24 protein-coding genes and 3 tRNA genes are annotated in these 25,679 nt (G+C 70.7%); 4 read left to right on the top strand and 23 right to left on the bottom strand.

Annotation, left to right across the window (positions count from 1 at the left end; translation table 11 throughout):
- Positions 1-3 precede the first annotated feature (3 nt).
- The 6 genes from B5D60_RS13185 to B5D60_RS13160 all read right to left on the bottom strand — a co-directional run bounded on the left by B5D60_RS13185 (position 4) and on the right by B5D60_RS13160 (position 4,204).
- Positions 4-2,109, bottom strand: a complete 2,106-nt coding sequence (locus tag B5D60_RS13185; protein WP_078700591.1) for a RecQ family ATP-dependent DNA helicase — start codon at positions 2,107-2,109, stop codon at positions 4-6.
- A gap of 47 nt (positions 2,110-2,156) precedes the next feature.
- Positions 2,157-2,408 carry a TfoX/Sxy family protein gene (locus B5D60_RS13180; protein WP_197684321.1) on the bottom strand — a complete coding sequence of 84 codons (252 nt, stop codon included), beginning with the start codon at positions 2,406-2,408 and terminating at the stop codon, positions 2,157-2,159.
- Between the two features lie 70 nt (positions 2,409-2,478).
- Positions 2,479-3,078 (bottom strand): VOC family protein, encoded by a 600-nt coding sequence (locus tag B5D60_RS13175; protein ID WP_078700590.1) that lies wholly within the window; start codon positions 3,076-3,078, stop codon positions 2,479-2,481.
- Between the two features lie 20 nt (positions 3,079-3,098).
- Positions 3,099-3,175, bottom strand: a tRNA-Val gene (locus B5D60_RS13170).
- A 181-nt stretch (positions 3,176-3,356) separates the two neighbouring features.
- Complete coding sequence (locus tag B5D60_RS13165) at positions 3,357-3,821, bottom strand: peroxiredoxin (RefSeq protein ID WP_078700589.1); 465 nt, start codon at positions 3,819-3,821, stop codon at positions 3,357-3,359.
- A complete protein-coding gene (locus B5D60_RS13160) occupies positions 3,818-4,204 on the bottom strand; it encodes a DUF3052 domain-containing protein (RefSeq protein ID WP_078700588.1) in 387 nt (128 codons plus the stop codon). The genes B5D60_RS13165 and B5D60_RS13160 overlap by 4 nt, the downstream gene beginning before the upstream one ends.
- 117 nt (positions 4,205-4,321) lie before the next feature.
- Here B5D60_RS13160 and aceE point away from each other — a divergent pair, with 117 nt between their 5' ends.
- Positions 4,322-7,081: a pyruvate dehydrogenase (acetyl-transferring), homodimeric type gene (gene aceE / locus B5D60_RS13155; RefSeq protein ID WP_078700587.1), complete on the top strand. Its 2,760-nt coding sequence runs from the start codon at positions 4,322-4,324 to the stop codon at positions 7,079-7,081.
- A gap of 57 nt (positions 7,082-7,138) precedes the next feature.
- The gene (locus tag B5D60_RS13150) at positions 7,139-8,224 is read left to right on the top strand and encodes a phosphatase PAP2 family protein (RefSeq protein ID WP_153303017.1); all 1,086 of its coding nucleotides are present in this window, start codon (positions 7,139-7,141) and stop codon (positions 8,222-8,224) included.
- On the opposite strand, the gene B5D60_RS13145 is transcribed toward B5D60_RS13150, so the two are convergent.
- The gene (locus tag B5D60_RS13145; protein WP_078700586.1) at positions 8,161-9,132 is read right to left on the bottom strand and encodes an alpha/beta fold hydrolase; all 972 of its coding nucleotides are present in this window, start codon (positions 9,130-9,132) and stop codon (positions 8,161-8,163) included. The two genes, B5D60_RS13150 and B5D60_RS13145, sit on opposite strands and share 64 nt — an antisense overlap.
- 59 nt (positions 9,133-9,191) lie before the next feature.
- Between B5D60_RS13145 and B5D60_RS13140 the strand changes: the two genes are divergently transcribed.
- Complete coding sequence (locus B5D60_RS13140; RefSeq protein WP_078700585.1) at positions 9,192-9,704, top strand: hypothetical protein; 513 nt, start codon at positions 9,192-9,194, stop codon at positions 9,702-9,704.
- Between the two features lie 7 nt (positions 9,705-9,711).
- Here the strand turns inward: B5D60_RS13140 and B5D60_RS13135 are convergent, their stop codons facing one another.
- The 12 genes from B5D60_RS13135 to B5D60_RS13080 form a co-directional block, all read right to left on the bottom strand.
- The gene (locus tag B5D60_RS13135) at positions 9,712-10,182 is read right to left on the bottom strand and encodes a DUF3145 domain-containing protein (RefSeq protein ID WP_456236402.1); all 471 of its coding nucleotides are present in this window, start codon (positions 10,180-10,182) and stop codon (positions 9,712-9,714) included.
- A gap of 160 nt (positions 10,183-10,342) precedes the next feature.
- Positions 10,343-10,789, bottom strand: coding sequence for a phosphatase domain-containing protein (locus B5D60_RS13130; protein WP_078700583.1), 447 nt, complete (start codon positions 10,787-10,789; stop codon positions 10,343-10,345).
- Between the two features lie 28 nt (positions 10,790-10,817).
- A tRNA-Met gene (locus B5D60_RS13125) sits at positions 10,818-10,891 on the bottom strand.
- Positions 10,892-10,981: 90 nt separating this feature from the next.
- A tRNA-Asn gene (locus tag B5D60_RS13120) sits at positions 10,982-11,054 on the bottom strand.
- On the bottom strand, positions 11,017-11,556 hold the full coding sequence (locus B5D60_RS17355) for a sigma factor (protein WP_407922768.1): 540 nt from the start codon (positions 11,554-11,556) through the stop codon (positions 11,017-11,019). The genes B5D60_RS13120 and B5D60_RS17355 overlap by 38 nt, the downstream gene beginning before the upstream one ends.
- A gap of 240 nt (positions 11,557-11,796) precedes the next feature.
- On the bottom strand, positions 11,797-13,680 hold the full coding sequence (gene dnaG, locus B5D60_RS13110; RefSeq protein ID WP_078700582.1) for a DNA primase: 1,884 nt from the start codon (positions 13,678-13,680) through the stop codon (positions 11,797-11,799).
- A gap of 62 nt (positions 13,681-13,742) precedes the next feature.
- Positions 13,743-14,951, bottom strand: coding sequence for a deoxyguanosinetriphosphate triphosphohydrolase (locus tag B5D60_RS13105; RefSeq protein ID WP_078700581.1), 1,209 nt, complete (start codon positions 14,949-14,951; stop codon positions 13,743-13,745).
- A gap of 35 nt (positions 14,952-14,986) precedes the next feature.
- Positions 14,987-15,832 (bottom strand): bifunctional DNA-formamidopyrimidine glycosylase/DNA-(apurinic or apyrimidinic site) lyase, encoded by an 846-nt coding sequence (gene mutM / locus B5D60_RS13100; protein ID WP_078700580.1) that lies wholly within the window; start codon positions 15,830-15,832, stop codon positions 14,987-14,989.
- Positions 15,816-16,574 (bottom strand): ribonuclease III, encoded by a 759-nt coding sequence (gene rnc / locus B5D60_RS13095; RefSeq protein ID WP_197684320.1) that lies wholly within the window; start codon positions 16,572-16,574, stop codon positions 15,816-15,818. The genes mutM and rnc overlap by 17 nt, the downstream gene beginning before the upstream one ends.
- Positions 16,552-16,737: a 50S ribosomal protein L32 gene (rpmF, locus tag B5D60_RS13090; RefSeq protein ID WP_078700579.1), complete on the bottom strand. Its 186-nt coding sequence runs from the start codon at positions 16,735-16,737 to the stop codon at positions 16,552-16,554. Before rpmF ends, rnc begins: the two co-directional genes overlap by 23 nt.
- 2 nt (positions 16,738-16,739) lie before the next feature.
- Entirely contained in the window at positions 16,740-17,258 is a 519-nt protein-coding gene (locus B5D60_RS13085; RefSeq protein WP_197684319.1) for a YceD family protein, read from the bottom strand.
- 124 nt (positions 17,259-17,382) lie between these two features.
- Positions 17,383-19,527, bottom strand: coding sequence for an SGNH/GDSL hydrolase family protein (locus tag B5D60_RS13080; RefSeq protein ID WP_078700577.1), 2,145 nt, complete (start codon positions 19,525-19,527; stop codon positions 17,383-17,385).
- A gap of 88 nt (positions 19,528-19,615) precedes the next feature.
- On the opposite strand from B5D60_RS13080, the gene dinB reads away from it, so the two are divergent.
- The gene (gene dinB / locus B5D60_RS13075) at positions 19,616-20,806 is read left to right on the top strand and encodes a DNA polymerase IV (protein WP_078700576.1); all 1,191 of its coding nucleotides are present in this window, start codon (positions 19,616-19,618) and stop codon (positions 20,804-20,806) included.
- Positions 20,807-20,818: 12 nt separating this feature from the next.
- Here the strand turns inward: dinB and coaD are convergent, their stop codons facing one another.
- Genes coaD through B5D60_RS13055 form a run of 4 tightly spaced genes read right to left on the bottom strand, consistent with a single transcriptional unit; the run spans position 20,819 to position 25,658 of the window.
- Positions 20,819-21,295: a pantetheine-phosphate adenylyltransferase gene (gene coaD, locus B5D60_RS13070; protein ID WP_078700575.1), complete on the bottom strand. Its 477-nt coding sequence runs from the start codon at positions 21,293-21,295 to the stop codon at positions 20,819-20,821.
- Position 21,296: 1 nt separating this feature from the next.
- Positions 21,297-21,836: a 16S rRNA (guanine(966)-N(2))-methyltransferase RsmD gene (gene rsmD, locus B5D60_RS13065; protein WP_078700574.1), complete on the bottom strand. Its 540-nt coding sequence runs from the start codon at positions 21,834-21,836 to the stop codon at positions 21,297-21,299.
- A 55-nt stretch (positions 21,837-21,891) separates the two neighbouring features.
- Positions 21,892-24,066 (bottom strand): ATP-dependent DNA helicase RecG, encoded by a 2,175-nt coding sequence (locus B5D60_RS13060; protein WP_078700573.1) that lies wholly within the window; start codon positions 24,064-24,066, stop codon positions 21,892-21,894.
- Complete coding sequence (locus tag B5D60_RS13055) at positions 24,063-25,658, bottom strand: DAK2 domain-containing protein (RefSeq protein WP_078700572.1); 1,596 nt, start codon at positions 25,656-25,658, stop codon at positions 24,063-24,065. Before B5D60_RS13055 ends, B5D60_RS13060 begins: the two co-directional genes overlap by 4 nt.
- Positions 25,659-25,679 lie beyond the last annotated feature (21 nt).

The raw sequence follows: 25,679 nt of genomic DNA, 5'->3' as shown, positions 1-25,679 counted from the left end.
GCGTCAGGCCACCGTGGCCAGAGCGAACGGCAGCACCGCGGCGGCGCCGGCCCGGCGCAGCTCGCGTGCGGCCACGGTGATCGTCCATCGGCTGTCGACGAGATCGTCGACGAGGAGCACCGGCCCCGGAGTGTCCCGCAGCGCGGAGGCGAGCTCGGGACCCACGCTGAACCGACCCCACACCGAGGCGAGCCGGAAGGCGCTGTTGCCCCCGGTCTCGGAGCGCGGGATGTGGGGGTCGAGGTCGAGGGTGCCGAGCAGCGGCATCCGGCCGAGACGCGAGATCGTCTCGGCCGTGGAGGCGACGAGGGTGGGCCGGGTGACCGACGGCATCGCGACGACCGCCACGGGACGTTCCTCCCACGGCCAGTCCCGCAGGGCACGCACGGCCGCGCCGACGAGCGGCTCGGGGATCTCACGGTCGGGTGCGCCCGCGGCGAACAGCTCGCGCAGGGTGCCACCCCAGCCGAGGTCGGTGAGACGCGCGATCACGCGACCGGTCTCGGCCCGCTCGTCCACCGCGATCCGGCCCTTGACGTCGACCCCGCGCCGGTCGGCGCCCGTGGGCCACTGGCCCCGCGGCTCGATCGGCACGCCCACCCGGTCGAGCGCCTCGGTGGCGCGGCCGACCGTGGCCTCCGGCACGTCGGTCGGGTACCAGGCAGCGGTGCACACGTCGCAGCGGCCGCACGACGTGGCCGACGGATCGTCGAGATCGCGCTGGAGCAGCTCCATCCGGCAGGTCTGCCCGCGCTCGTACGTCAGCATCGCCTGCTGCTCGTGCTCGCGCGCCGCAGCGATGCGCTCGTAACGCTCGGCGTCGTACACCCACGGCTGCCCCGTGGCGACCCATCCCCCGCGCACCTTGCGCACGGCGCCGTCGACGTCGAGCACCTTCAGCAGCAGCTCGAGCTGGGTGCGCTTGATGTCGACGAGCGCCTCGAGTGCCGGCGTGGAGATCGGCTCGGAGCCCAGCTGGGAGATGACCCGGTCGGCCCGCTCGGGGTCGGGCATCGACGCGGTGGCGAAGTAGCGCCAGATGTCGCGGTCCTCGGGCCCGGGGAGCAGCAGCACGTCGGCACGATCCGTGGCGCGTCCGGCACGGCCGACCTGCTGGTAGTACGCCACCGGCGAGGACGGCGCCCCGAGGTGCACGACGAAGCCGAGGTCGGGCTTGTCGAACCCCATCCCCAGGGCGCTGGTGGCCACGAGGGCCTTCACACGATTCTCCTTCAGCGCCTGCTCGAGCTCCTCGCGCTCGGACGGGTCGGTACGACCGGTGTAGGCGCGCACCTCGAAGCCCGCCTCGCGCAGCAGCCGTGCGGTGTCCTCGGCCGCCGAGACGGTGAGCGAATAGATGATCCCGCTGCCGGTGAGGTCGCCCAGGTGCGCCACGAGCCAGCCCAGCCGCTGCTTCGCCGAGGGCAGCGTGAGCGACCCGAGTCGCAGCGAGTCGCGGGCCAGGGAGCCGCGCAGCGTGAGCACGTCGCCCCCGAGCTGCTCGGCGACGTCGGCCACGACGCGGGCGTTCGCGGTGGCGGTGGTGGCCAGGACAGGGACCTGGGGCCCGAGCGACTCGATGACGTGCGCCAGCCGGCGGTAGTCGGGGCGGAAGTCGTGGCCCCAGTCGGAGATGCAGTGCGCCTCGTCGACGACCAGCAGGCCCATCCGGTCGAGCAGCCGCGGCAGCTGCTGCTCGCGGAACGTGGGATTGTTCAGGCGCTCCGGGGAGACCAGCAGGACGTCGATCGTGTCGGCCGCCAGGCGCGCCTCGATGTCGTCCCACTCCTCGACCGTGGCGGAGTTGATCGCCGCCGCACGCACCCCGGCGCGCTCGGCCGCGGCCACCTGGTCGCGCATGAGCGCCAGCAGCGGCGACACCAGGACCGTGGGACCGGCACCGCGGGAGCGCAGCAGCGCCGTGGCGACGAAGTACACGGCCGACTTGCCCCAGCCGGTGCGCTGGACGACGAGCGCCCGCCGCTGCTGGTCGACGAGCGCGGCGATCGCCTCGAGCTGGCCCTCGTGGAAGCGCGCATCGGGCCGGCCCGTGAGCGCGCGCAGGCGCTCGAGGGCCTCGTCGGCGGTGGTCGTGGCGATCGTCGTCATGTCCCGATCGTGTCAGGCGGCTCCGACAAGCGCTCCATCTCGCCGCGTCACTGTGGACGAGCGGCCAGGCCGACGGCCACCCAGGACCCCACGGCGTCGTCGTCGACCAGGGCGTCCGGCGCGACCGCAAGCCACCCGTCGCCCATCTCGCGCCCGGACTTCATCGCCGCGAGTCCCGCTCCGGGGCGATGCATGACCTCGTCCCGTTCGGCGGGATCGACACGTACGAGGAGGCTGCCGTCACGTCGCGCGGCGACGGCCAGGGACTCGTCGACCATGAACGACAGGCCGCCGAACATGGACACCTCGCGCGACCGGCGAGCACGCGGCGGACCCGCCGCGCCAGCGCCTCCTGAGGAGTGTCCGAGGTCATGTCGCATCGCCCTCCCCCGCGAGCCGCTCCTCCAGCTCGCCGAGGAAGTCTCGGGCCTCCGCCATCGCGTCGTCGCCGTCCTCGGCGCGCGCGATCGCCCCGCGGAGGATCTTGGCGGCCTGGGGCACGTCGCCCTTGCTGTCGGCCAGCACGACCGCGTTCAGCAGGCTCTCGTGCAGCGGACTGCCCGGCGCGGCGGGCTCCGCGCGGTCGCGGAAGAACCGGATCCAGTTCCCGGCGGGGTCGATGAGACTGAAGCCGGTGACGCCTCCCACGTTCTTGCGCGGCCGCGGCCGGGTGATCCGAGGGAAGCCGGCGACCGGCAGCTTCCCGTACTTCGCGCGGAGGCCTGCCGCGAACGCCTCGAAGATCTGCCCGGTGTCCTCGACGATGACCCCGCACGTGCTGTGGGACGACTCCGGGAGGTGCCCCTCCATGCCGTAGTAGTGCAGCTCGAACCCGTGCCCGTCCACCACGACGTACGGGTTGGGCCGGACCTGGCGATAGGTCACGGCGAAGCCCAGCGCGTCGAAGAACGCGGTGATCTCATCGATGTCGGCACACGGCAGCATCGCGATGACTCGGGGTGGCGTCATGGAACTCAGACTGCCACCGTTGGTGGGCGAAGAGGGGCTCGAACCCCCGACCTTCCGGGTGTAAACCGGATGCTCTGACCAACTGAGCTATTCGCCCCGCCTGCACGCTTCGAGTGCACGAGAACGGTAACGCAACGACCCCTCACCGGGCCCACGCACAGAAAAGCCGCGCCGCCGGGGTCTCGGGTCCCCGGCGGCGCGGTAGTCCTATCAAACCAGATCCACATGGCCGACGTGAGCGATTTCCTCGCGTTACGGCCTGAAAATTTGCTCAGAACTCAGTCGAGTGACGCAAGTGCCTCACGGTACGCAAAGAGATCCCGAGCCTGGCCCAGCCCGTTCTCGACCTTCCAGCGCACGATGCCCTCGCGATCGATGACGTAGGTGCCTCGCGCGGCGGCGCCGGGACCCTCCTCGAAGATGCCGAAGGCCTTCGCCACCGCGCCGTGCGGCCAGAAGTCGCTCAGCAGGCTGAAGTCGTACCCGTCCTGGTCCGACCAGGCGCGCAGGGCGAACATCGGGTCGCACGAGATGGCCAGCACCTCGGCGTCGGCATCGTTGAAGACGGCCAGGTTGTCACGGATCTCGCACAGCTCGCCGGTGCAGATGCCGCTGAAGGCGAAGGGGTAGAACACCACGACCACGTTCCGGCCGCGCAGCCCCGACAGCGAGACGTCCTCGCCGTGCTGGTTCTTGAGCGTGAAGTCCGGCGCGGCGGAGCCGACCTCGACGAGCGCGCTCATCGCTTGTGCGTCGAGAGCTTGGTGGCGACCCAGTTCGGACCGACCGCGGAGGTGGTGGTGATCGACAGTCCCGCGATGGGGGCAGCCTCACCGATGTCAGCACCGGAGACGTGACCGTCCCGGCCGACCTTGGGGGTCAGCAGCCACACGGATCCCCCCTCGGCGACGTCCTGCGTCGCATCGACGAGAGCGTCCGTCAGGTCGCCGTCGTCCTCGCGCCACCACAGGATCACGCCGTCGACGACCTCGCCGACATCACCGTCCACCAGTTCGCTGCCCGTGTGGGACTCGATCGCCGACCGCAATTCCTCGTCGGTGTCCTCGTCCCAGCCGAGCTCCTGGATGACGGAGTCAGGTTCGAAGCCCAGCTTCCCCGCGTCCACCGCACCTCCTTCTGCCCTACTGCTCAGTAAGGCCTATCGGTTGCTTGCCGGACTCACACTAGCGAACTCCGGGTGGTTTGATGGAAGGGTCCATCCCGACACCCCAGGGAGTGCACCATGGCCTCATCCGGCCCCGACCGCCCCATCATCCACGGGGGCATGCCCACGCAGCTGCCCGACGTCGATCCCGACGAGACGCGGGACTGGCTCAGCTCGCTCGACCAGATGGTCGACGAACGCGGACGCGACCGTGCGCGGTACGTGATGCTGCGCATGCTTGAGCGCTCCCGTGAGCGAGCCGTCGGCATGCCCGCGCTGCGCAGCACCGACTACATCAACACCATCCCGCCCGAGCGGGAGCCCGACTTCCCCGGCGACGAGGACATCGAGCGGCGCATCCGCTCGTACATCCGCTGGAATGCCGCGGTGATGGTGTCGCGCGCGAACCGCCCCGGCCTCGGCGTCGGCGGCCACATCGCCACGTACCAGTCGGCGGCGAGCCTCTACGAGGTCGGCTTCAACCACTTCTTCAAGGGCAAGGACCACCCCGGCGGCGGCGACCAGATCTACTACCAGGGCCACGCGGCCCCGGGCATCTACGCGCGTTCGTTCCTCGAGGGCCGGTTCGACGAGTCGGCGCTCAACAACTTCCGCCAGGAGAAGTCGCAGGGCGAGGGCAAGGGCCTGCCGTCCTACCCGCACCCGCGGCTGATGAGCGACTACTGGGAGTTCCCCACGGTCTCGATGGGCCTCGCGGCGATCAACTCGATCTACCAGGCGCGGTTCAACCGCTACCTGCAGAACCGCGGCATCAAGGACACCAGCGACCAGCACGTCTGGACGTTCCTGGGCGACGGCGAGATGGGCGAGCCCGAGTCGCTCGGCGCCATCGGCCTGGCCGCGCGCGAGCAGCTCGACAACCTCACGTTCGTCGTCAACTGCAACCTCCAGCAGCTCGACGGCCCGGTCCGCGGCAACGGCAAGGTCATGCAGGAGCTGGAGTCGTTCTTCCTCGGCGCCGGCTGGAACGTCATCAAGGTGGTGTGGGGGCGCGAGTGGGACGACCTGCTCACCCGCGACACCACCGGCGCCCTGGTCAACCAGATGAACCGCGTGCCCGACGGCGAGTTCCAGACCCTCTCGATCGAGACGGGTGCCTACAACCGCGAGCACTTCTTCGGCCCCGACCCCGAGCTCGCCAAGATCGTCGAGCACCTGTCGGACGAGGACATCGAGAAGCTGCCGCGCGGTGGCCACGACTACCGCAAGGTCTACGCGGCGTTCGAGTCGGCCACCAAGCACCAGGGCCAGCCGACCGTGATCCTGGCGCACACGATCAAGGGCTGGCTGCTCGAGTCGTTCATGGCGCGCAACGCCACGCACCAGATGAAGAAGCTGACGAACGAGGACCTCAAGACGTTCCGCGATCGCCTGCGCATCCCGATCACCGACGAGCAGATCGACTCCCCCGAGGGCGCGCCGTACTACCACCCCGGCGCCGACCACGAGGACATCCGCTACATGCTCGAGCGGCGCCAGGAGCTCGGTGGCTCGCTGCCCTCGCGCATCGTGCGCGCCAAGCCGCTCGACCTGCCCCAGGACGACGCCTACGCCGACCTGCGCAAGGGCTCGGGCAAGCAGCAGATCGCCACGACCATGGCGTTCGTGCGGCTCCTGCGCGAGCTGATGAAGGACAAGCAGATCGGCCAGCGCATCGTGCCGATCGCGCCCGACGAGTACCGCACGTTCGGCATGGACTCGATGTTCCCGTCGGCGAAGATCTACAGCCCGCACGGCCAGACGTACGAGTCGGTCGACCGCAAGCTCCTCCTGGCCTACAAGGAGAGCGAGAAGGGTCAGCTCCTGCACGAGGGGATCAGCGAGGCCGGCGCCGCCGCCTCGGCGATCGCCGCGGGCAGCGCCTACGCCACGCACGGCGAGCCGATGATCCCGGTCTACCTCTTCTACTCGATGTTCGGGTTCCAGCGCACCGGTGACTCGTTCTGGGCCATGGCCGACCAGCTGTCCCGCGGGTTCCTCGTGGGCGCCACCGCCGGTCGCACCACGCTCACCGGCGAGGGTCTGCAGCACGCCGACGGCCACTCGCCGCTGATCGCGCGCACGAACCCAGCAGTGGTCCACTACGACCCGGCCTACGCCTTCGAGATCGCCCACATCGTGCGCGACGGCCTGCGCCGGATGTATGGCGACGGCGAGAACACCGCGAGCGGCTTCGGCGAGGACGTCATCTACTACCTGACGGTCTACAACGAGCCGATCAACCAGCCGGCCGAGCCCGAGGGCGTCGACGTCGAGGGCATCCTCAAGGGCGCGTACCGCTACGCCGCGTCCCCGATCGAGGGCGACGCGCCCGCTCGCATCCTCGCCTCCGGCGTCTCGGTGCCGTGGGCGCTCCAGGCCCAGGCCACCCTGGCCGAGCAGTACGGCGTCGCCGCCGAGGTCTGGTCCGTCACGTCGTGGAACGAGCTCGCGCGGGACGCGGAGTCGGCCGAGCGCTGGAACTTCAACCACCTGGGCGAGGAGCCGCGCACGCCGTGGATCGCCACGAAGCTCGGCGAGGGCGGACCCACCGTCGCGGTGAGCGACTACATGCGGGCGGTCCCCGACCAGATCTCGCGCTGGATCCCCGGCTCGTGGATGTCGCTGGGCGCCGACGGCTTCGGCTTCGCCGACACCCGCGCGGGCGCGCGCCGGTACTTCCAGATCGACGCCGAGTCGATCGTGGTGGCGGTGCTGGCCTCGCTCGGACGCGAGGGTCGGATCGACCCGAAGGTCGCGCAGGAGGCGTTCGACTCGCTGCGGATCGACGATCCCACCGCCGTTGCAGGGGTGAAGCAGGAGGGCAGCCCCGCCTGACCCGGACGGGCCGACACCTCAGGATGCTCTCAGCGAGCGCGCCGTAGACTGATCCGCATGTTCGGACGATGGTGGGGCGTGCTGCGCGCGTGGCCGTACACCTTCGGCGTCGCCCTGGCGGCCGCCATCGGCATCACGGCGATCGTCATGTCGGCCCGTCTGGGCATCGCCCTGAAGGACCCCGAGGGCTTCCTCGGCCCGGCGTACGTGCGCCTGCCCGTCATGGGCCTGGCGTTCTTCGCCCTCGGCATCGTGCCGATGGCGCTGCGGCGCGCGGGCGTGCGCCACTTCGGGCGTGGGGTGAAGGACATCATCCGCGACGAGTGGTCGTGGAGCCGCGTGTTCCACATCGCCACGGGCCTGCTGACGTTCTACGTCTGTTACGTCAGCTACCGGAACATCAAGGGCTTCCTGCCCACCGTGCGCGAGGGCGTCAACTTCGACACGATGCTCTCGCGCTGGGACTACTGGCTGATGTTCGGCAACCACCCGGCGGACATCCTGCACAGCGTGCTGGGAACCGGCTTCGCGGCCCAGGTCCTCGCCACGGTCTACGTCAGCTACCTGCCGCTGATCCCGGTCACGCTCGCGGCGTTCCTGGTGCTCAACAAGGACTTCTCGCTCGGCGCCTGGTACGCCACCGCCCTCTCGCTGAACTGGGTGCTCGGCGCGGCGGCGTACTACGTCTTCCCCTCGCTCGGCCCGGCGTACTCCGCCGCCACCCTCTTCGACGACCTGCCCACCACGGGCGTCACCCAGCTGCAGTACTCGCTCTTCGTCAATGCGGCACAGAACTACGAGAACCCCACGCAGGCCCCCATCTGGGGCATCGGCGCGTTCGCCTCGCTGCACGTCTCGGTGACCCTGACGGCCGTGCTGTTCTTCCAGCGCACCGACCAGCCGCGCTACCTGCAGATCACGGCGTGGATCTACTTCGTGCTGACGGTCATCGCCACGATCTACTTCGGCTGGCACTTCATCGCCGACGACGTCGCCGGGGCGTTCATCGGCTGGATCTCGGTGGCCCTGGCGGGCTGGGCGACGGGCAACGGGTTCTGGCACCAACGGCACCACAAGCTTCAGCTCACGGCGGAGGGCGACTCGCGTCCGTCCGACACCGACACGCTGGCCAACCCGGCCTGATCGCCGCGCCGCAGTAGCGCGCGCCACTTGCCTCGGTGGTACTGGGCCGGAGCCTGGACCCGGCAGAAGTCGATCACGACCCGCGCGAACTCGTCGGGGTGGTCCTTGTGCGGGAAGTGCCCGGAGTCCTCGAACACGTGCACGTGCGAGTTCTCCATCAGCGGCAGGCGCTGGGCGTGCTCGACGGGGATGACGCGGTCGTTGCGCCCCCACACGACGAGCAGCGGCATGAGGCGGGTCAGGTAGGCGCGGTCGGCCATCGTGACGAACTGGCCGTCCCAGTCCAGCACCGTGCGGGTGAGGCGACGGATCGCCAGCGTGGTGGCGGGGTCGGCGAGACGCTCGTAGATCGCGGCGACCTCGTCCAGGTCGCGGGCGGCGGGCACGTGGGACAACGCCCGCATCGTGCCGGCGGCGACACCGCGCCACGGCTTCAGCGTGGCCAGGCGCAGCCCGAGGCCGACTCCCGGCAGGGTGAGGACCCGGATGAGCGGCGTGACCTCAGGACCCAGTCCCCCGCTGGAGACCAGCACGACGCGCTCGGTGCGCTCGGGGAACTGGTAGGCGAACTGCATGGCCACACCGCCACCGAAGCTGTGTCCGGCCACCGTGACCTTGTCGATGCCCAGGATCGTCAGGAGGTCGCGCATGCCGTTCGCGAAGCCGCCCAGCGAGTAGTCGGCGTTGGGCTTGTCGGACTCACCGTGGCCCAGCAGATCGGGGGCGATGACCGTGAAGTGCTCGGCCAGCTGGTCCATCACGGGGAACCACGTGGTGGAGTCGCACGCCATGCCGTGCAGCAGGAGCAGCGGCGGGCCCGTACCGCGCATCCGGTAGGCGCGGCGGTAACCGTGGACCACGACGTAGTCGACGTCGTCCACCGCTCCGCGCTCCGGGGGCAGCACCATCTGATCATCCTAGGTCAGGGCGTCGCCGGTTTCTCGTAGAAGCCCCGTAGACTTCAGGCGTGACGTCCCGACCCGACCTGCGCCACCCGGCTGCGCGCGCCTTCGGCTGGCTCGCGCTCATCGGCGTGGCGCTCGGCGTCGGGATCGGACTCTTCTCCGCGGGCGCCCTGACCGCCACCGGCGTCACGTCGGCCGACCTGCCGCCACTCGCGGCACCCACCAGTGAGCCGACGACGGCGCCCCCGCCCACGCCGACCCCCACGCCGGAGCCCGAGGCGCAGGACGAGGGCCCCAAGCCCAAGCTGACGCCCGTTCCCGGCAACCGTGCGGCCCCCGGCGAGCGCTTCGACATCGTGGGCGTCCTGCCGACCGCCGACAAGGGCGCTCAGCTGCAGATCCAGGTCAAGGACGGCGACGGCCCCTGGGACGACTTCCCCGTCACCGTCGCGGCAGGCGACGGCGGCCGGTTCGAGACGAAGATCTACACGTCGCGCACGGGCGAGAGGAAGTTCCGGGTCACCGACAAGGCGTCCGGCGACTCCACGCCCGACATCACCGTGACGATCGGCTGAGCGGGCCTCAGATCACCTGGTGCAGCCAGCGGACCGGCGCACCTTCGCCGGCCTGACGGAACGGCTCGAGCTCGGCGTCCCACTTGACGCCCAGCAACCCGTCGAGCGCCTCGTCCATCGAGATGTCGCCCTGGGCGGCCTTGACCCGGAACGCCTTGATCCGGTCCTCGGGGATCAGCACGTCGCCGTGCAGCCCGGTCATGGCGTGGAAGATGCCGAGCCTCGGCGTGAACGAGTAGCGGGCGCCCTCGCTCGTGGCGGTGGGCTCCTCGGTGATCTCGAAGCGCAGGAGGTCCCAGCCGCGCAGCACGGAGGCGAGGGACGCGGCGGTGCCGGCGGGCGCCTGCCACGAGAGCTCGGCGCGGTGGGTTCCGGGCTCGGCTGACTGGGGCGTCCAGGTCAGATCGACCTTGCCGCCCAGCACGCCGGCGGCCGCCCACTCGATGTGGGCGCACAACGCCGAGGGCGAAGAGTGCACGAAAAGGACACCCCGCGTCAGTGGGGTGCCGGATCGGACCGTATTCACCGTGTTCATCGGTACCTCCCTAGGTGCGCCTTCCCCAGCGATCTCGGGTGATACCTGGCTCCATTGTGGCCCATGCAGGGGTCCGCGACAAGGACTGGCTGCCGAATCGCGCTCAGGAGGCCGCTCCCCCGACCTCGTGGACCGTCGGCACGCCCGCGTCGCGCAGCAGCGTGACGACGGCAGCGTCGTCCTCCCAGGCCTCCACGATGCGCAGCCCGTCGTCCTCGATGTCGCCCAGCAGTGCGGTCTTGACGACGGTGGCGGGCCGGTAGTCGGCCGCCCAGCGCATGTAGAGCCCGTCGTGGGCGATGCCGTGGAGGACGAGCCAGTCGAGGGTCAGATCGCGCCAGACGAACTCGCGTCCGGTCCACAGCGCGATCGCGAGCCCACGGCTCCGCGCGTCCTCGAGCGCCGCGAGGACGTCGGTGCGCGGCGGGCATCCGGCTGAGGCCGCGTGGAAGGCCCGGTAGTCGGGGTCGTCACCGGTCACGAGGTGGTCGATGGACGACGTGTCGCACAGGGTTCCGTCGAGGTCGAACAGGGCCGTGTCGCGTGCCATCGCTCCACCTCTCCGCTCGCTGCCGAAGTAGGGAGGGTGGGGCTCGAACCCACGACCCAAGGATTATGAGTCCTCTGCTCTGACCGGCTGAGCTACCTCCCCGTCGCCGTCCGAGCGTACAAGTTCACCCGCCCGGACAAGGAAGAAGGCCCGGTCCTCACTCGTATCCGAGTGAGAACCGGGCCTCTCGCGCTCCCCCGATTGGACTCGAACCAATAACCCTTCGATTAACAGTCGAATGCTCTGCCAATTGAGCTACGGGGGATCGGCTCCCCAAGAGGAGCACGGCGACCAACTCTAGCAAGTCGTCCACGCAGATGCGAAAGGGCCCTCCCCTCCCGATCGCGGACCTGCCAGCGGGTCAACCCGAGGTGCTCGGCGACCTCGTCGATCGTGAGTCCGACGCCGTCCTCGCACAGCAGTCCGTACCGCAATCCGGCCACTGCGGCGAGGTGTTCGGGCAGGTCGTCGAGCAGGTCGCTCCCACTCGCGGAGGTGGTGCGGTGCTCGACGGTGGGTGTCTCTCGGCCGGGCGTCATGGCCCGAGCGATCCAGCTCCAGGCGTACGTCGACAGGCGCGTGCCGCGGTCGGGATCGAAGCGGTCGACGGCGAGGATGAGCGCCTCGGCCCCGGCCGCGACGGCCTCGTCGAGCCCCTCGCCCCGGTGCCCCAGGCGTAGCGCGTGCAGGGCGACGTTGCGCAGCCCGGCGCAGATCAGCTCCTCGCGCGCGGCGCGATCACCGGCCGTGGCGGCACGCGCCAGCATCCGTTCGGCGTCCGCGGGGATCGGGACCTGGGCCAGGGCATGGAGCACGAAGGGCGACACCACCCCAACCTCCCGGTCGGCGCGGCCCCGCGACAGGGGCGCGGAGCGCGCTGTGGACGACGCGCCGCTCACCCACAGGGCCCCGAGCACCGGCGACCTGTCCCGCCCTCACCGACCCCCGCACCCTCACGCCGAGTGGCGGGCGACTTTGCGCCAACTCGCGGGGTATCGGGCAGCGGCTCAGGGAGCCATGGCGCCGAGGGCGCGCTCGCGCAGGCTGCGACGACGCTGCTCGAGCTCGACCAGCCGGCCGAACACCTCGGCGTACTCCGGCGCGGTGGGCTCGGTGCGCTGCAGGCGCGACTTCACGTCGCCGATCTGCCGGGCCAGCGAGAGCTCCTGGAGGCGCGCCAGGACGGCCGGCACCACCGAGACCGCGCCCTGCTCGGAGGCGTGCATGGGCTCGACGGCCGCGACGCCGAGCACGCGGCGCAGGTCGTCGCCGGGCAGCGAGTCGGCCACCGCCGGCAGCCACCCGGAGTCGGCCTGCTCGGGCAGCCCCTGCGCCACCATGTGCCGCCAGATCTCGCGAGCCACGGGGTGCACGAAGTCGTCGTCGGTGAGGTCGGCCGCCACCGTGCGGGCCACGTGCGGGTACTGGGCGAGCGCCTTCAGCGCCTCGCGCTCGTCGCCGAACTGGGGCGCGCCGAAGCTGGCGAACACCGTCGGCTCGGCGCGCGGCGGCTCGGGCTCGGCGGCACCGCGCTGGGCCCGGGCCGGGGCGGGCTTCTGGCCGGCCGCCTTGCGGTGCTCGGAGTGCACGAGGTCGATGTCGACGCCGGCCCTGTTGGCGATCTCACGCAGGAACTCGTCGACCTTGGAGGTGTCTCGCACGGCCGAGGCGAGGCGCACCGCCTCGCGGACCGCGTCGATCCGCTGGTCGCCGCGATCGAGGTCGTACCGCTCGAGGGTGTTGTCCAGCACGAAGCGGTAGAGCGGGATGCGCGAGCCGATGAGGTCGCGGACCGCCGCGTCGCCGTCGGCGAGCCGCAGGTCGCACGGGTCCATTCCCCGCTCCTCCACCGCGGCATAGGTCTGGCCGACGAACTCCTGGTCGCCCTCGAAGGCCTTCAGCGCGGCCCGCTGGCCGGCCTCGTCGCCGTCGAACGTGAAGATGACCTCGCCGTGGAAGGCGTCGTGGTCGAGCATGAGCCGCCGCAGGACCCGGGCGTGCCCCTCGCCGAACGCCGTGCCGCACGTGGCCACCGCGGTGAGCACGCCGGCCTGGTGGCACGCCATCACGTCGGTGTACCCCTCGACGACCACGGCCTGGCTCTCCTTGCGGATCGGGTCGCGGGCCAGGTCGATCCCGTAGAGGACCTGCGTCTTCTTGTAGAGGGGCGTCTCGGACGTGTTGACGTACTTGCCCTTCATGAAGTCGTCGTCGAACATGCGCCGGGCGCCGAAGCCGATGACCTCGCCCGAGATCTCCTTGATCGGCCACAGCAGGCGCCCCTGGAACGCGTCGTACAGGCCGCGGGCGGAACGCCGGGCGAGGCCGCCGACGATGAGCTCGTCCTCGGCGAACCCCTTCGCCTTCAGGTGCGCGACGAGCGCCTCACCGGACCTCGGGGCCCACCCCATGCTGAAGACCTCGGCCGCGGCCTGGTCGAAGCCACGATCGGTGAGCAGGCGACGGCCGGGTACCGCCTCGCTCGAGGACATCAGCTGCTCCGCGTAGAAGCGCTCGGCGGCCTTGTGGGCCAGCAGGAGCCGCTGGCGCTGGCCGGGATCGCGCCGGGGGCCCGTGGGGGCGCCGGTCTCCTCGTAGCGCAGCTGGACGCCGTACTTGTCGGCCAGCCGCTCGACCGACTCGGCGAAGGACAGGCCCTCGATCTCCATGAGGAACTTGATCGCGTCGCCGCCGGCCGAGCAGCCGAAGCAGTGGTAGAAGCCCTGGGCCGGGCGGACGTTGAACGACGGACTCTTCTCGTCGTGGAAGGGGCACAGGCCCTTGCGCGCCCCGCCGCCCGCGTTCTTCAACGTGACGTACTGCTCGACGACCTCGTCGATGCGGACCCGCTCACGGACGAGTTGGATGTCCTCGTCCTTGATGCGCGCCATGAGGTCATCCTAGGTGCTGCGACCCACGCCCGATCTCGATACGGGTCGTCTCCCCCAGGCGGTCAGCCGAGGAGCCGGCGGGCCCAGGCGTGCGCCGAGGCGTCGGTGAGGCTGGCCACCTGGTCGACGATCACGCGCAGGCGCTGGGCGTCGTCGGCGGCGGCCCGGAAGTCGGCGGCGAACTCCGGCTCCAGCTCGCCCTCGCCCTTGAGTCGCAGGTGGGCCACCAGCCCGTGCAGCAGGTCGCGCTGCTGGGCGAGGTCGCGCACGCGCGGGTCGGCCCGCATGACGTGGTGGGCCGCGAGCGACTTCAGCACGTTGATCTCGTCGAGGGTGTCCCGAGGCACCTCGAGCTCGCCCGCGTAGCGGACCAGCGGACCGGTCCCCCACCGCTGCACCGTGGCCTCGTAGGCGGCACCGGCGAACCGGCCGATGAGGGCGCTGGTCAGGCTCTTGAGCACCGCCTGGGACGACCGGTCGGCGGTGAACGCCGACACCGGCCACTCCGGCAGCGCGCGCAGCCGCTCCAGCGCCGCGCCCAGGCGGTCGTCGCTGGCGGTCGCGTCGTACCAGTCACGCGCCACGCGCCACGATCCCGGGGTGTCGAGGTCGCCGACGAGGCTGAACCAGCCGCCGACGACCCCGTCCTCCACGTCGTGGACGGAGTAGGCGATGTCGTCCGACAGGTCCATGACCTGCGCCTCGATCGTCAGCCGGCCCTGCATGTCGAGCCACTCGAACACGCGCAGGTCGTCCTCGTAGACGCCGAACTTCGGGGTGTCCCGCTCGCCGCGGCGCCACGGGTACTTCACGCACGAGGACAACGTCGCGCGGGTCAGGTTGAGGCCCACGCTGCGGCCCCGGGCGTCGAAGGTCTTGGCCTCGAGCCGCGACAGGATGCGCAGCGTCTGGGCGTTGCCCTCGAAGCCGCCGATGGAGGCGGCCACCTCGTTCAGTGCCGTCTCGCCGTTGTGCCCGAACGGCGGGTGCCCGAGGTCGTGCGACAGCGCGGCTGAGTCGACGATCTCGGGGTCGCAGCCCAGGCTCTTGCCGAGCTCGCGGGCGACCTGGGCCACCTCGAGCGAGTGGGTCAGCCGGTTGCGGACGAAGTCGTCGGTGCCGGCTCCCATGACCTGCGTCTTGCCGGCCAGGCGCCGCAGGGCGGAGGAGTGCAGGATCCGGGCACGGTCGCGCTCGAACGAGGTGCGCCCGGAGCGCTTCGGCGGCTCGGGCACGACCCGCTCGCGCGCCTCGCTCCCGTACCGGTCCACGCGGTCACCCTAGCGAGCCGCGCGCATCCCGGGGCTCACCAGCGACCGTTGCGGGGCCGCGGCTGGCACGTGGGGCACCGGTAGGACGAGCGGTTCATGAACGGCTCGCGCACGATGAGGTCACCGCAGCGGTCGCAGGGCCGCCCCTCCTGGCCGTACGCGTTCAGCGAGCGGTCGAAGTAGCCGCTCTGACCGTTGACGTTCACGTAGAGCGCGTCGAACGACGTGCCACCCTGCTCGAGCGCCTGCGACATCACGTCGCGCACGTGGCCGATCAGGTCGGTGGCCTCGGCGATCCGCAGCCCCTTCGTGTTGCGCGCGTAGTGCAGGCGGGCGCGCCAGAGCGCCTCGTCCGCGTAGATGTTGCCCACGCCCGACACCAGGCCCTGGTCGAGCAGGGCGCGCTTCACGCCGGTCTGGCGCCGTCGCAGGCGGGCGACGAACGCCGCGTCGTCGAACGCGGGATCCAGCGGGTCGAGCGCGATGTGGGCGATCTCAGTGGGCGGATCGGTCTCGCTGACCGCCATGCCGCCGAAGATCCGCTGGTCGGCGAAGCGCAGCTGACGTCCGTCGTCGAGGTCGAGGGTGATCCGCAGGTGGCGAGGCGCAGGGGCGTCGGGATCGGCGATGAGGGCCTGTCCGCTCATCCCGAGGTGGGTCAGGATGCTGGAGCCGTCGTCGAGCGCCAGCCACAGGTACTTGCCGCGGCGGTGGGCCGACTCGACCCGGCGGGAGACGAGGCGGGCGACGAAGTCGGAGGGACCGGGTCCGTGGCGACGCACCGAGCGGGAGTCCAGCACCTCCACCGCGGTGATCGTGCGGCCCACCACGTGGTCGTCCAGGCCGCGCCGGACGACCTCGACCTCAGGAAGTTCGGGCACCGTCGGGGCTCGGGGCGGGATCGGCCGCGCGAGCGCTGATGGCACGCCACGCGATCTCGGCGACCATCTGCTCGGCGTCCTTCTTGGAGCGGCCGGTGCCGCCGTCGAAGCGCTCGGCGCCCAGCACGACGGAGGCCGTGAAGGTCTTGTCGTGATCGGGGCCGGTGCCCTCGAGGACGTAGGCGGGCACGCCGAGTCCGTGCAGCGCCGAGATCTCCTGCAGCGAGGTCTTCCAGTCGAGGCCGGCGCCCATCTGGGCGGCGTCGGCGATCACCGGGTCGAAGATCGCGTGGATGACGTCGGCGGCGCGCTCGATGCCGAACTCGACGAAGACCGCGCCGAGCACGGCCTCCATGGCGTCGGAGAGGATCGAGGGCTTGTTCCGGCCGCCCGAGGCCTCCTCGCCACGACCGAGGCGCAGGTGGTCGCCCAGGCCGAGGGTGCGCGCGACCTCGGCGAGCGCCTTCGCGCTGACGACCGCCGCGCGCAGCTTCGCCAGCTGGCCCTCGGGCAGGTCGGGGTGACCACGGAACAGGGTCTCGGTGACCACGAGGCCGAGCACCGAGTCGCCGAGGAACTCGAGGCGCTCGTTGTTCGGGATCTGGCCGTTCTCGTAGGAGAACGAACGGTGAGTCAGGGCATGCGTGAGGAGCTCGGGGTCCAGATCGGGGACCCCGAGCGTCTCACTCAGTGCCGCGAGCTCGGGCACGTCGTGCAGGTCAGAGGACCTGACGACGCTCACCGCGCGCGCCGTACTGGCCGCACTCGGCGCAGGCACGGTGGGAAATCACCTTGCCGTTGCATGCCGGGTTCGCGCAGTCGACGGTGGCGACAGCCGTCGTCTTCCACGCAGAACGGCGGTGCCGGGTGTTGCTGCGCGACATCTTCCGCTTCGGGACGGCCACGGTTACTCCTCAGGTCGTTCGGTCAGGTGGGTCAGCGCCGACCATCTCGGGTCGATCGCGTCACCGTGTGTGTGATCGGGATCGTCCGCGAGCCGGGCCCCACAATCGGGGCACAGTCCCGGACAGTCCGGATCACACAACGGGTTGTGCGGCAGTGCGAGCACCACCGCGTCCCGCAGGACGGGCTCGAGGTCCAGATACTCGTCCTCGAGGGCCAGTTCGTCCTCGCCCGCGTCCTCGTAGAGGTAGAGCTCCTGGAAGTCGCAGTCGAAATCCTCTTCGACGTCCCTCAAGCAGCGCACACACTCGCCGACGGCGTGGACCGAGGCGGTTCCGGTGGCGAGAACACCGTCCATCACTGCCTCGAGCCGAAGCTCCAGACCGATGGGCGAGCCCTCGGGAACACCGAAGACCGGAAGACCGAGATCCGCGGGTGCCTCGAGGTCGAGATCGTACGACTTCTCCGCACCGGGTCGACGTCCGAACACCTGGGTGTCGAACACGAACGGTCGGGAAGTCACGTCAAACCCCTCATCGAGTGCACCAAAGAACCACGGCCAGCAAACGGGCCAGCGTCGATCTTACCCCGGGCGGCCACGGGGAGGCCAATCGCGGTCCCGCGCGAGGCGCACTCAAGGATGCGGCTCAACAGGCCATGGGGTGCGGCGGCGCCTCGAGACCCTTCTCCGCCGCTGGGCTTACGCACGTACTTGGGCTGCCCTTGAGATCTCCTTTCGCGGTCTGGTCCCGAGTACCGATGGTCCTCGCCACGCCCCTTTCCCCCAAGGGTGCAGGCTCGGTTCGCGCATACCGGTAGAACTCCCACGCCGGAAACCTGTCGCCGGTTAGCGTGGCACGGTAGGTCGCTCCGGATGGCGTGAGCACAAACGTGGCATTGATGCGACCGAAGTCGACCTCGAACTGTGAAGGGCCGAAGCCCTCCCAGGAGTTCATTGCGGAGACCGTGGCCCGAAGCCCACCGGACGACTGGCGCTGGACGGATACGTAGGTGTAACGCGACTTGTCCGAGTCCTTGTAGATGCTCGCATCCGCAACGAACTTGATGGGTAGCGCTGATCGACAACCTGCGGCGATATTGAGTAACGGATACCCACCCACCGCACAAGACCGATGAGCGTAGACACCGATCTCACCTGTTGCCGTGTCCCAAGCGACGCCAATCTTCGAGGAGGCGTAGGGGTTGGAATCCCACTGCCTCCCGTCGCCGATGGAGTTAGTCTCAGCGTCCTTGCCCCGGATGTACCCTCGTGCCACGACTATGCCCCGATCCTCGCCCGCAGCAACGCGAGTTTCAGCCTTCTGATCCTTCACGACACCGACCTGGTCCGGTTCCGTGTCGAAGTACCTGCTTCGCGCCACCCCGTGGAGGTAGTTCCCCTCGTACGGCCTCGCCCGCGCACTGGACACGAGTGACCACTCGCCCTCCCCGCCATTCCTCGAGGCCAGCACGACGTAGTTGACGCAATCGTCGAAGACGTACTCCTGGGTCCATGTCGTCGTGTTTCCGAGTCCCCATTTCTGCAACGTGTAGGCGGACCTCTCGGGCGGAAGCACGTCGCCACAGCCTGGCGCCGCGTAGACCGAGTAATCCTTCGCCCCGGAGACCGCATCCCACGTGAGCTTCACGGCGTACGGCTTGTTGGGATCAACCGTCGCCTTCACGTTGGTGACGGGCGGCAGGGGCGCGACCACCGCAGATGCCGTCGGTGACTGGCTGGATGACGTGTACGTGCCTCGGGTGGTTCGGACGTAGAACTCCATCTTGTGTCCAGCGGGCAGGAGCGAAGCGGTCCAGGTGTTCGTGCTGATGTCGTAGACGCCGCGCTCAAACGGCTTCCCGGCCGTGACGTCTCGGCTGTAGAAGGCGTAACCGCCTGCGGCGAAGACGTGCGGCCAACTGATCTTGATGTCCTCTCCGCTGCGCACGGCGGTGATGCTCGCCGGGGCTGCCGGCGTCAAGTTTGATGGATAGCTGGCCGGCAGCGCTCCGAAGGGCTTGCCCACGCCATGACCCGCCAGCGCGTCGGCGAACGCCTTGGCGATCACGAACTCGCCCCGCACGTTCGGATGGAGCCCGTCGTAGCTGTGCGTCGCGGCGTCCAGCGGCCCGTCTATGTCCACGAAGGTGACCGGCGAGATTGCGTTGTTCAGGGCGGGCACTCGGGCACGCAGCCGGGCGTTGTAGTCGCTGATGAGGCCGGGGAGTTCAGGCAGGTTCGACAGAGCCGTACGTTGCGGCACGTTCGCCACCAGGATCTTCACGTACGGGTTCTTCTCCCTGGCGTTGTAAATCAACCACTCCAGGTCTTGCAGGACGCCTGCCGGCCCGTTCACTCCCCAAGCGATGTCGTTGAATCCCAGCTCGATGAGGAGGTAGTCGGGCGCGTATGTGGCGACGTTCTCTCCAATGACGTCCTTCGCCTGATGCACCTGCCAGCCCCACTGCGCGAGATTGGCGCTGTCGAAGCTGATGCCCGGACGGTAGGCGCCGTTGTGACTCTTCGTCTGATTGGTCACCAACGTGCCTGACCACGGTCCGACGAAGTCGGCAGCCTGTCCACGCGACGACAGACTCTCCGCCAGTCGGTACCGCCAGGTGTAGTCACCCTCTAGGCCCTGCGAGATCGAGTCGCCGACCACCATGATCTTCGGCGTGGCCGCTGCCGAGGCCGGCGCGGTGACGCCGGGTCCTATCAAGAACACCGTTGCGAGAAGAACGTTCGAGAACACGACGGGAACAAGGCGCCCCAGGCGGGCAGGCCGTTTCATGATCGGAGGCTAGGCGTAACTTCCCGTTTCCACCAGACCCCTCTGCCGACCCCGCCCGAATGTCAGTGACCGGTGGGACTCTGTCCCCATGGAGGGTGCGGAGCAGGACCGGTTCGGGTCGATCCTCCACGCCGACCTCGACGCGTTCTACGCGTCCGTGGAGCAGCGCGACGACCCCACCCTGCGTGGCCGTCCGGTGATCGTCGGCGGCGGGGTCGTGCTGTCGGGGTCCTACGAGGCACGGGCGCGCGGGGTGCGCACCGCCATGGGCGGTCGCCAGGCGCTGCGCCTGTGCCCCGACGCGGTGGTCGTGCCGCCCCGCTTCGACGCCTACGTCGCGGCCAGCAAGGCCGTCTTCGAGATCTTCCGCGACACCACTCCCCTCGTGCGGGGCCTGTCGATCGACGAGGCCTTCCTCGACGTCTCCGGGCTGCGCCGGCTCCGGGGCCCCGCCCTGCCGATCGCACGCGAACTGCGGCGCCGGGTGCAGGACGAGACGGGACTGCCGATCTCGGTGGGGCTCGCCCGCACGCCCTACCTGGCCAAGGTCGCCAGCACGCTGGCCAAGCCCGACGGGCTACTCGTCGTCCCGGTCGACGGCGAGCTGCAGTTCCTGCACGCGCTGCCCGTCGAGCGGCTGTGGGGCGTGGGCGACATCACCGCGGCGAAGCTGCACGCCGCCCACCTGCGCACGGTGGCCGACGTCGCGCGGCTGACCCCCGGCGAGCTGTCCGCCGTGGTCGGGCGCGCCGCGGGCCACCACCTGCACGCCCTCGCTAACGGGCACGACTCCCGCCGGGTCGAGCCCGGCCCCTCGCGCCGGTCGATCGGGGCGCAGCACGCGCTGGGCCGCGCCTCGTTCGCCGATGCCGATCTGGCGCTGCTCGCGCTGTGCGACAAGGTCGGCCGCCGCATGCGCCGGGCGGGCCGCACCGCCGCGACCGTCACGATCCGCCTGAGGTTCGGGGACTTCCGGCGCTCCACGTCGTCCCGCACGCTCCCCCGGCCCACCGAGAGCACGTCGGTGATCTCCGACGTCGCCCGCGCCCTGCTGGAGTCGCGCCGGGCCGACATCGAGCGTGAGGGCATCACGCTGGTGGGCGTCGCGCTGTCGGGGCTCGACGACCACGGGGCCCAGCTCGTGCTGCCGCTCGACGACGAGGCCGATCCCGTGCTCGACCAGACCCTCGATCGCGTCGCCGCGCGGTTCGGGAACGCCGCCGTGCGGCGCGGGAGTCACCTCGGACGCGGTTGGGAGCCCCGGTCCCCCGTGCAGTGACGGGTCAGGGGGTCAGTGCCCGAACGCGGCGTCGAGGGCGTTCATCACGTGCTTGGGAACGAGGCCGTTGACGTCGCCGCCGTGGCGCGCGACCTCCTTGACCAGGCTCGACGCGATGAACGTGTAGTCCGGCGACGTCGGGATGAAGACGGTGTCGATCCCCGTGAGGTTGCCGTTCATCTGCGCCATCTGGAGCTCGTAGTCGAAGTCCGAGACGGCACGCAGGCCCTTGACGATGGCCTGGATGTCGTTCTGCGCGCAGTAGTCGACCAGGAGGCCGGCGTAGGAGTCGAGCGTGACGTTCTCCATCTCGGCGGTCGCCTCGGCGATCAGCTCGATGCGGCGCTCGATCGGGAACAGGCCCGCCTTGCTCTCGTTGACCAGGACGACCACGACGACCTCGTCGAACAGGAACGAGGCGCGCTCGATGATGTCGAGGTGGCCGTTCGTGACGGGGTCGAAGGAACCGGGGCACACCACGCGCGTCATGTCAGTGACCGTACCAAAGCCGTGTCTCGCCGTAGGACTTGTCCCGCAGCGCGTCGAACCCCTCGGGCCACGTGAACTCGTCGCGGCTCGAGCGCTCGACCACCACGACGGCGTCCTCGGCCAGCGAGGGCCGCAGCGCGGCGACGATCGACGCCACCTCCTCGGTGGGGACGGCGTACGGAGGATCGAGGAACACGAGGTCCCACGGACCGCTGTTCGCGGCCACGTAGCGCTGCGCCGTGACGCGATGGACGCGTGCCGAGGCACCCAGCTCGGTGACGTTGCGCTGGATCGTGCGGGCAGCGCGCGCGTCGGACTCGACCAGGTCGGCGTGCGCGGCGCCGCGCGAGACGCACTCGAGCCCGAGCGCCCCGGAGCCGGCGAAGAGGTCGAGGACCCGCAGCCCGTCGAATCCGCCCAGCAGCGAGTTCAGGGAGGCGAACACCGACTCGCGCACGCGGTCGGAGGTGGGTCGGGTGCCGTCGCCCGGCGGGGTCGTGATCCGGCGGCCTCCCCAGCGTCCCGCGATGATCCGCGTCATGCCGCCCCCGCCGATGCCGGCATTCCCGGCCCACCGATCACTCGCTGGCGCTCGTTCATGCCCGCTCCAGGTAGTCGGCGCGATCGGACTCCTCGAGCCGGCGGATCGACGCCTCGAGGTCGGGCGGCACGTCACCCGATGCCAGCGTGGCCACCGCGGCGTCGCGGGCGTCGGCGATGACCTGCTCGTCGCGCACGACCGACAGCAGGCGCAGGCTCGACCGGACACCGGACTGGCGCGCGCCCAGCACGTCGCCCTCGCGCCGCAGCTCGACGTCGAGCCGCGACAGCTCGAAGCCGTCGGTGCTGGCCGCCACGGCGGCGAGGCGCTCGCGAGCCGGGGAACCGGCCGGCGACCCCGTGACCAGCAGGCACAGCCCGGGCTCGGAGCCACGGCCCACGCGGCCGCGCAGCTGGTGCAGCTGCGAGACGCCGAAGCGGTCGGCGTCCATCACGATCATCATCGTGGCGTTGGGGACGTCGACGCCCACCTCGACGACGGTGGTGGCGACGAGCACGTCGACGTCGCCTGCCGCGAAGGCCGACATCACCGCGTCCTTCTCGTCGGCGGCCATGCGGCCGTGCAGCCGGCCGAGCCGCAACCCCGCGAGGGGTCCCTGCTCGAGCGCATCGGCCAGCTCGACGAGGCCGACCGTGGGCCGCTTCTCCTCCTCGTCGTCCTCGGGCGGCTCGACGTCGTCATCCGCGACGGCCTCGCCGATCCGCGAGACCACGACGTAGGCCTGGCGCCCGCGCGCGACCTCCTCGTGCACCCGCTGCCACGCGCGCTCGAGCCACGAGGGCTGCTCCGCCACGGGCACGACGTTGCTCTGGATCGGCTGGCGGCCCGCGGGCAGCTCGCGCAGCGTGGAGACCTCGAGGTCGCCGAACACCGTCATCGCGATCGTGCGCGGGATCGGCGTGGCGGTCATGACGAGGACGTGGGGGCTCACGCCGTCGGCCGCCGCCGCGCGGTCGGAGAGCGCCGAGCGCTGCTCGACGCCGAAGCGGTGCTGCTCGTCGATCACCACGAGCCCGAGGTCGGCGAACCGCACCGTCTCCTCCAGCAGGGCGTGCGTGCCCACGACGATCCCGGCCTCGCCCGAGACGATGTCGAGCAGTGCCTGCTGGCGCGCCTTCGCGCCCATCGAGCCGGTGAGCAGCCGGACTCGCGTGGCCTCGTCGGCGCCACCGAGCATCCCGCCCTTCGCGAGGTCGCCGAGCATCCGCTCGATGCTGCGGTGGTGTTGGGTGGCGAGCACCTCGGTGGGCGCCAGCAGCGCGGCCTGTCCCCCGGAGTCGACGACCTGCAGCATCGCCAGCACGGCGACGATCGTCTTGCCCGAGCCGACCTCGCCCTGCAGCAGCCGGTGCATCGGATGCGTGTCGGCCAGGTCCTGGTCGATCTCGCCCGCCACCTGCGCCTGGCCGGCTGTGAGCTGGAACGGCAGCCTCTGCTCGAAGGCGACGCGGATCCCGTCGCCGCGCCCCGGCCGAGCGAGCGCGCGCCGCTGCTGCGAGTCGGTCCGGCGTCGCGCGAAGACCGCCTGCACCTCGAAGGCCTCCTCGAAGCGGAGCCGGGTCTGGGCGAACACCCAGTCGGCGCGCTTGCGCGGACGGTGGATGTACTCGTAGGCCGTGGGCGCGTCGAGCAGGCCGCGCTCGCTGCGGACCTGGTCGGGGATCGGCTCGGGGAACACGTCGACGACGTCGAGCGCCACCTGGACCGCTCGCTCCACGTCCCACGTGGTGAGCCCACCGCCCGCGGGATAGATCGGCAGTGCGCCGCCGCCGCGCCCGAGGTCGGCGAGCGTCTTGCCCTCGGGCAGCTCGCGCATGTGGGGCGACGCGAGTTGGAGCCGTCCCTGGTAGACCGAGACCTCGCCCGACAGCAGCTGCTGGCTGCCGACGGGCGTCTTGGAGACCACGTACTGGTTGAAGAACACCGCCTCCATCGTGGCCCTGCCGTCCGACAGGGTGACGACGACGCGGAACTTGCGCGGGTTGCTGCGGAATGAGAGCTTCTTGACGTCGATCACGGTGGCGACGAAGGCGACGACCTGGCCCTCCTCGAGCTCGTCGAACGAGTCAGGGTGTTCGAGGTCGATGTAGCGCCGCGGGAAGTGGCGCAGGAGGTCACCGACGGTGCGGTGGTCGAAGGCCTTCTCGAGCTTCTTGGCCGAGTCCCCCACGACCTTGGACAGGCGGGTGTCGAAGTCGATCGCGGTCATTCCACCGCCAGGAAGAGCGGGTAGGTGCCCTGGTCGCCGTCGATCGTCTCGACGTCCACGTGCGGCGCCTCCTGCTGGACCCGCGCGGCGATCCGCTCGCTCGTGGCGGGGTCGCAGTCGCGTCCGGTGACGAGGGTGACCATCTCGGCGGTCGCGAGGTCGAGGCGCTGCAGCACCTCGAACGCGACATCGACCTGGGAGGCACCGATGATCGCGAAGTCGCCGTTGACCACGCCGAGAACGTCACCGGCCGAGCACGGGCCCGCCATCGTGATGCCGTCCTCGACGGCGATCGTGACGGCGCCGTGCCGGGTGGCGCCGGCCGCGTTCGACATCGCCACGACCACCACGTCGAAGGGGCGGCCCGGATCGTGCACGGCGAGGGCCGTGAGCGCCTGGACCTGCACCGTGGTGGGCAGCACGGCGACCCGGGCGCCGGCATCGCGGGCGGCAGACGCGGCCGCCTCGAACATCGCGATGTGGCCGGCGCGGTTGGGCAGGAGGATGACCTCGTCGGCGCCGCTGTCGGCGATGGTGGCTGCGACTTGGGCCACGGTGAGCTGGGCGCCCGGCGAGAAGTGCAGCGCGGTGCCGCCCGCCCGCTCGGTGAGCTCGGCCAGACCGGGACCGGTCACCGCGCTGATGATCACGCGGCCGCCCGTCGGTGCGGCGGGACGGGCGATCTGCTCGGCGAAGTGCGTGACCGAGATGCGGAACGGCGAGCCGGCCGCGATGCCGGCCTCGATCGCCGCGCCCACGTCGTCGACGTGCACGTGCACGTTCCACAGCCCCTCGCCGCCGATCACGACGAGCGAGTCGCCGAGCGGCTCGAGCGCGTCGCGGAGCCCGGGGATCCGGTCGTCGGCGGTGCGCAGCAGGTACATGACCTCGTAGGACGGCCCGTCCTCTCCCAGGTCGGCACCGGGCTCGACGATCGGCACCGGGACGGTGGCGGACCGCGGCGTGGGCGCGCGGCCGGTGAGCGCGAAGGCGACGGAGTCGAGCACGACCACGAGGGCGCGACCTCCGGCATCGACGACCCCGGCCCGCGCGAGTCTCTCGAACTGCATGGGCGTGAGAGCGAGCGCCTCGCGGGCGGCCCCGGCGGCCACGTCGAACACGCGCCGGGGGTCGTCCTCCGTGGACGCGGCCTCGCGCGCCGCCTTCGCCGCCGACGCCGCCACCGTGAGGATCGTGCCCTCCTGCGGGCGGCCCACCGCGGCGTAGGCGGCGGTGGAGGCCGCCTCCAGCGCGTCGGCGATGTCGCTGGAGCTCAGCCCGTCGAGGCACTCGCGCAGGACCCGCAGGCTGCCCAGGACCAGCTCGGCCAGGATCGTGCCGCAGTTGCCTCGCGCTCCGATCAGCAGGCCCTCGGCGAAGGCACGCATGACGTCGATCGGCGTCGGGTCGGCGGGCAGCGCGTCGATGGACTCGACGCCGGAGACGAAGGTGAAGTACGCGTTCGTTCCGGTGTCGCTGTCGGGCACGGGAAAGACGTTCATGGCGTCGATCTCGTCGCGCGCGACGGCCAGCATCTCGGTGCACAGGCGGGCCCACGCGTCGAACCGCTCGGTGTCGATCCGCAGGGCCATGGGTCGAGACTATCGGGCCGG

Origin of the sequence: Aeromicrobium choanae, assembly GCF_900167475.1 — a bacterium.
Classification (GTDB): Bacteria; Actinomycetota; Actinomycetes; order Propionibacteriales; family Nocardioidaceae; genus Aeromicrobium; species Aeromicrobium choanae.
This window is presented reverse-complemented; position numbering and strand designations above follow the sequence as displayed.

Coding starts and splice junctions, on each gene's coding strand:
- B5D60_RS13185 (WP_078700591.1), bottom strand. CDS start 2,109: ATGACGACGATCGCCACGACCACCGCCGACGAGGCCCTCGAGCGCCTG.
- B5D60_RS13180 (WP_197684321.1), bottom strand. CDS start 2,408: ATGTTCGGCGGCCTGTCGTTCATGGTCGACGAGTCCCTGGCCGTCGCC.
- B5D60_RS13175 (WP_078700590.1), bottom strand. CDS start 3,078: ATGACGCCACCCCGAGTCATCGCGATGCTGCCGTGTGCCGACATCGAT.
- B5D60_RS13165 (WP_078700589.1), bottom strand. CDS start 3,821: ATGAGCGCGCTCGTCGAGGTCGGCTCCGCCGCGCCGGACTTCACGCTC.
- aceE (WP_078700587.1), top strand. CDS start 4,322: ATGGCCTCATCCGGCCCCGACCGCCCCATCATCCACGGGGGCATGCCC.
- B5D60_RS13150 (WP_153303017.1), top strand. CDS start 7,139: ATGTTCGGACGATGGTGGGGCGTGCTGCGCGCGTGGCCGTACACCTTC.
- B5D60_RS13145 (WP_078700586.1), bottom strand. CDS start 9,132: ATGGTGCTGCCCCCGGAGCGCGGAGCGGTGGACGACGTCGACTACGTC.
- B5D60_RS13130 (WP_078700583.1), bottom strand. CDS start 10,789: ATGGCACGCGACACGGCCCTGTTCGACCTCGACGGAACCCTGTGCGAC.
- B5D60_RS17355 (WP_407922768.1), bottom strand. CDS start 11,556: ATGCTGGCGCGTGCCGCCACGGCCGGTGATCGCGCCGCGCGCGAGGAG.
- dnaG (WP_078700582.1), bottom strand. CDS start 13,680: ATGGCGCGCATCAAGGACGAGGACATCCAACTCGTCCGTGAGCGGGTC.
- B5D60_RS13080 (WP_078700577.1), bottom strand. CDS start 19,527: ATGAAACGGCCTGCCCGCCTGGGGCGCCTTGTTCCCGTCGTGTTCTCG.
- dinB (WP_078700576.1), top strand. CDS start 19,616: ATGGAGGGTGCGGAGCAGGACCGGTTCGGGTCGATCCTCCACGCCGAC.
- coaD (WP_078700575.1), bottom strand. CDS start 21,295: ATGACGCGCGTGGTGTGCCCCGGTTCCTTCGACCCCGTCACGAACGGC.
- rsmD (WP_078700574.1), bottom strand. CDS start 21,836: ATGACGCGGATCATCGCGGGACGCTGGGGAGGCCGCCGGATCACGACC.
- B5D60_RS13060 (WP_078700573.1), bottom strand. CDS start 24,066: ATGACCGCGATCGACTTCGACACCCGCCTGTCCAAGGTCGTGGGGGAC.
- B5D60_RS13055 (WP_078700572.1), bottom strand. CDS start 25,658: ATGGCCCTGCGGATCGACACCGAGCGGTTCGACGCGTGGGCCCGCCTG.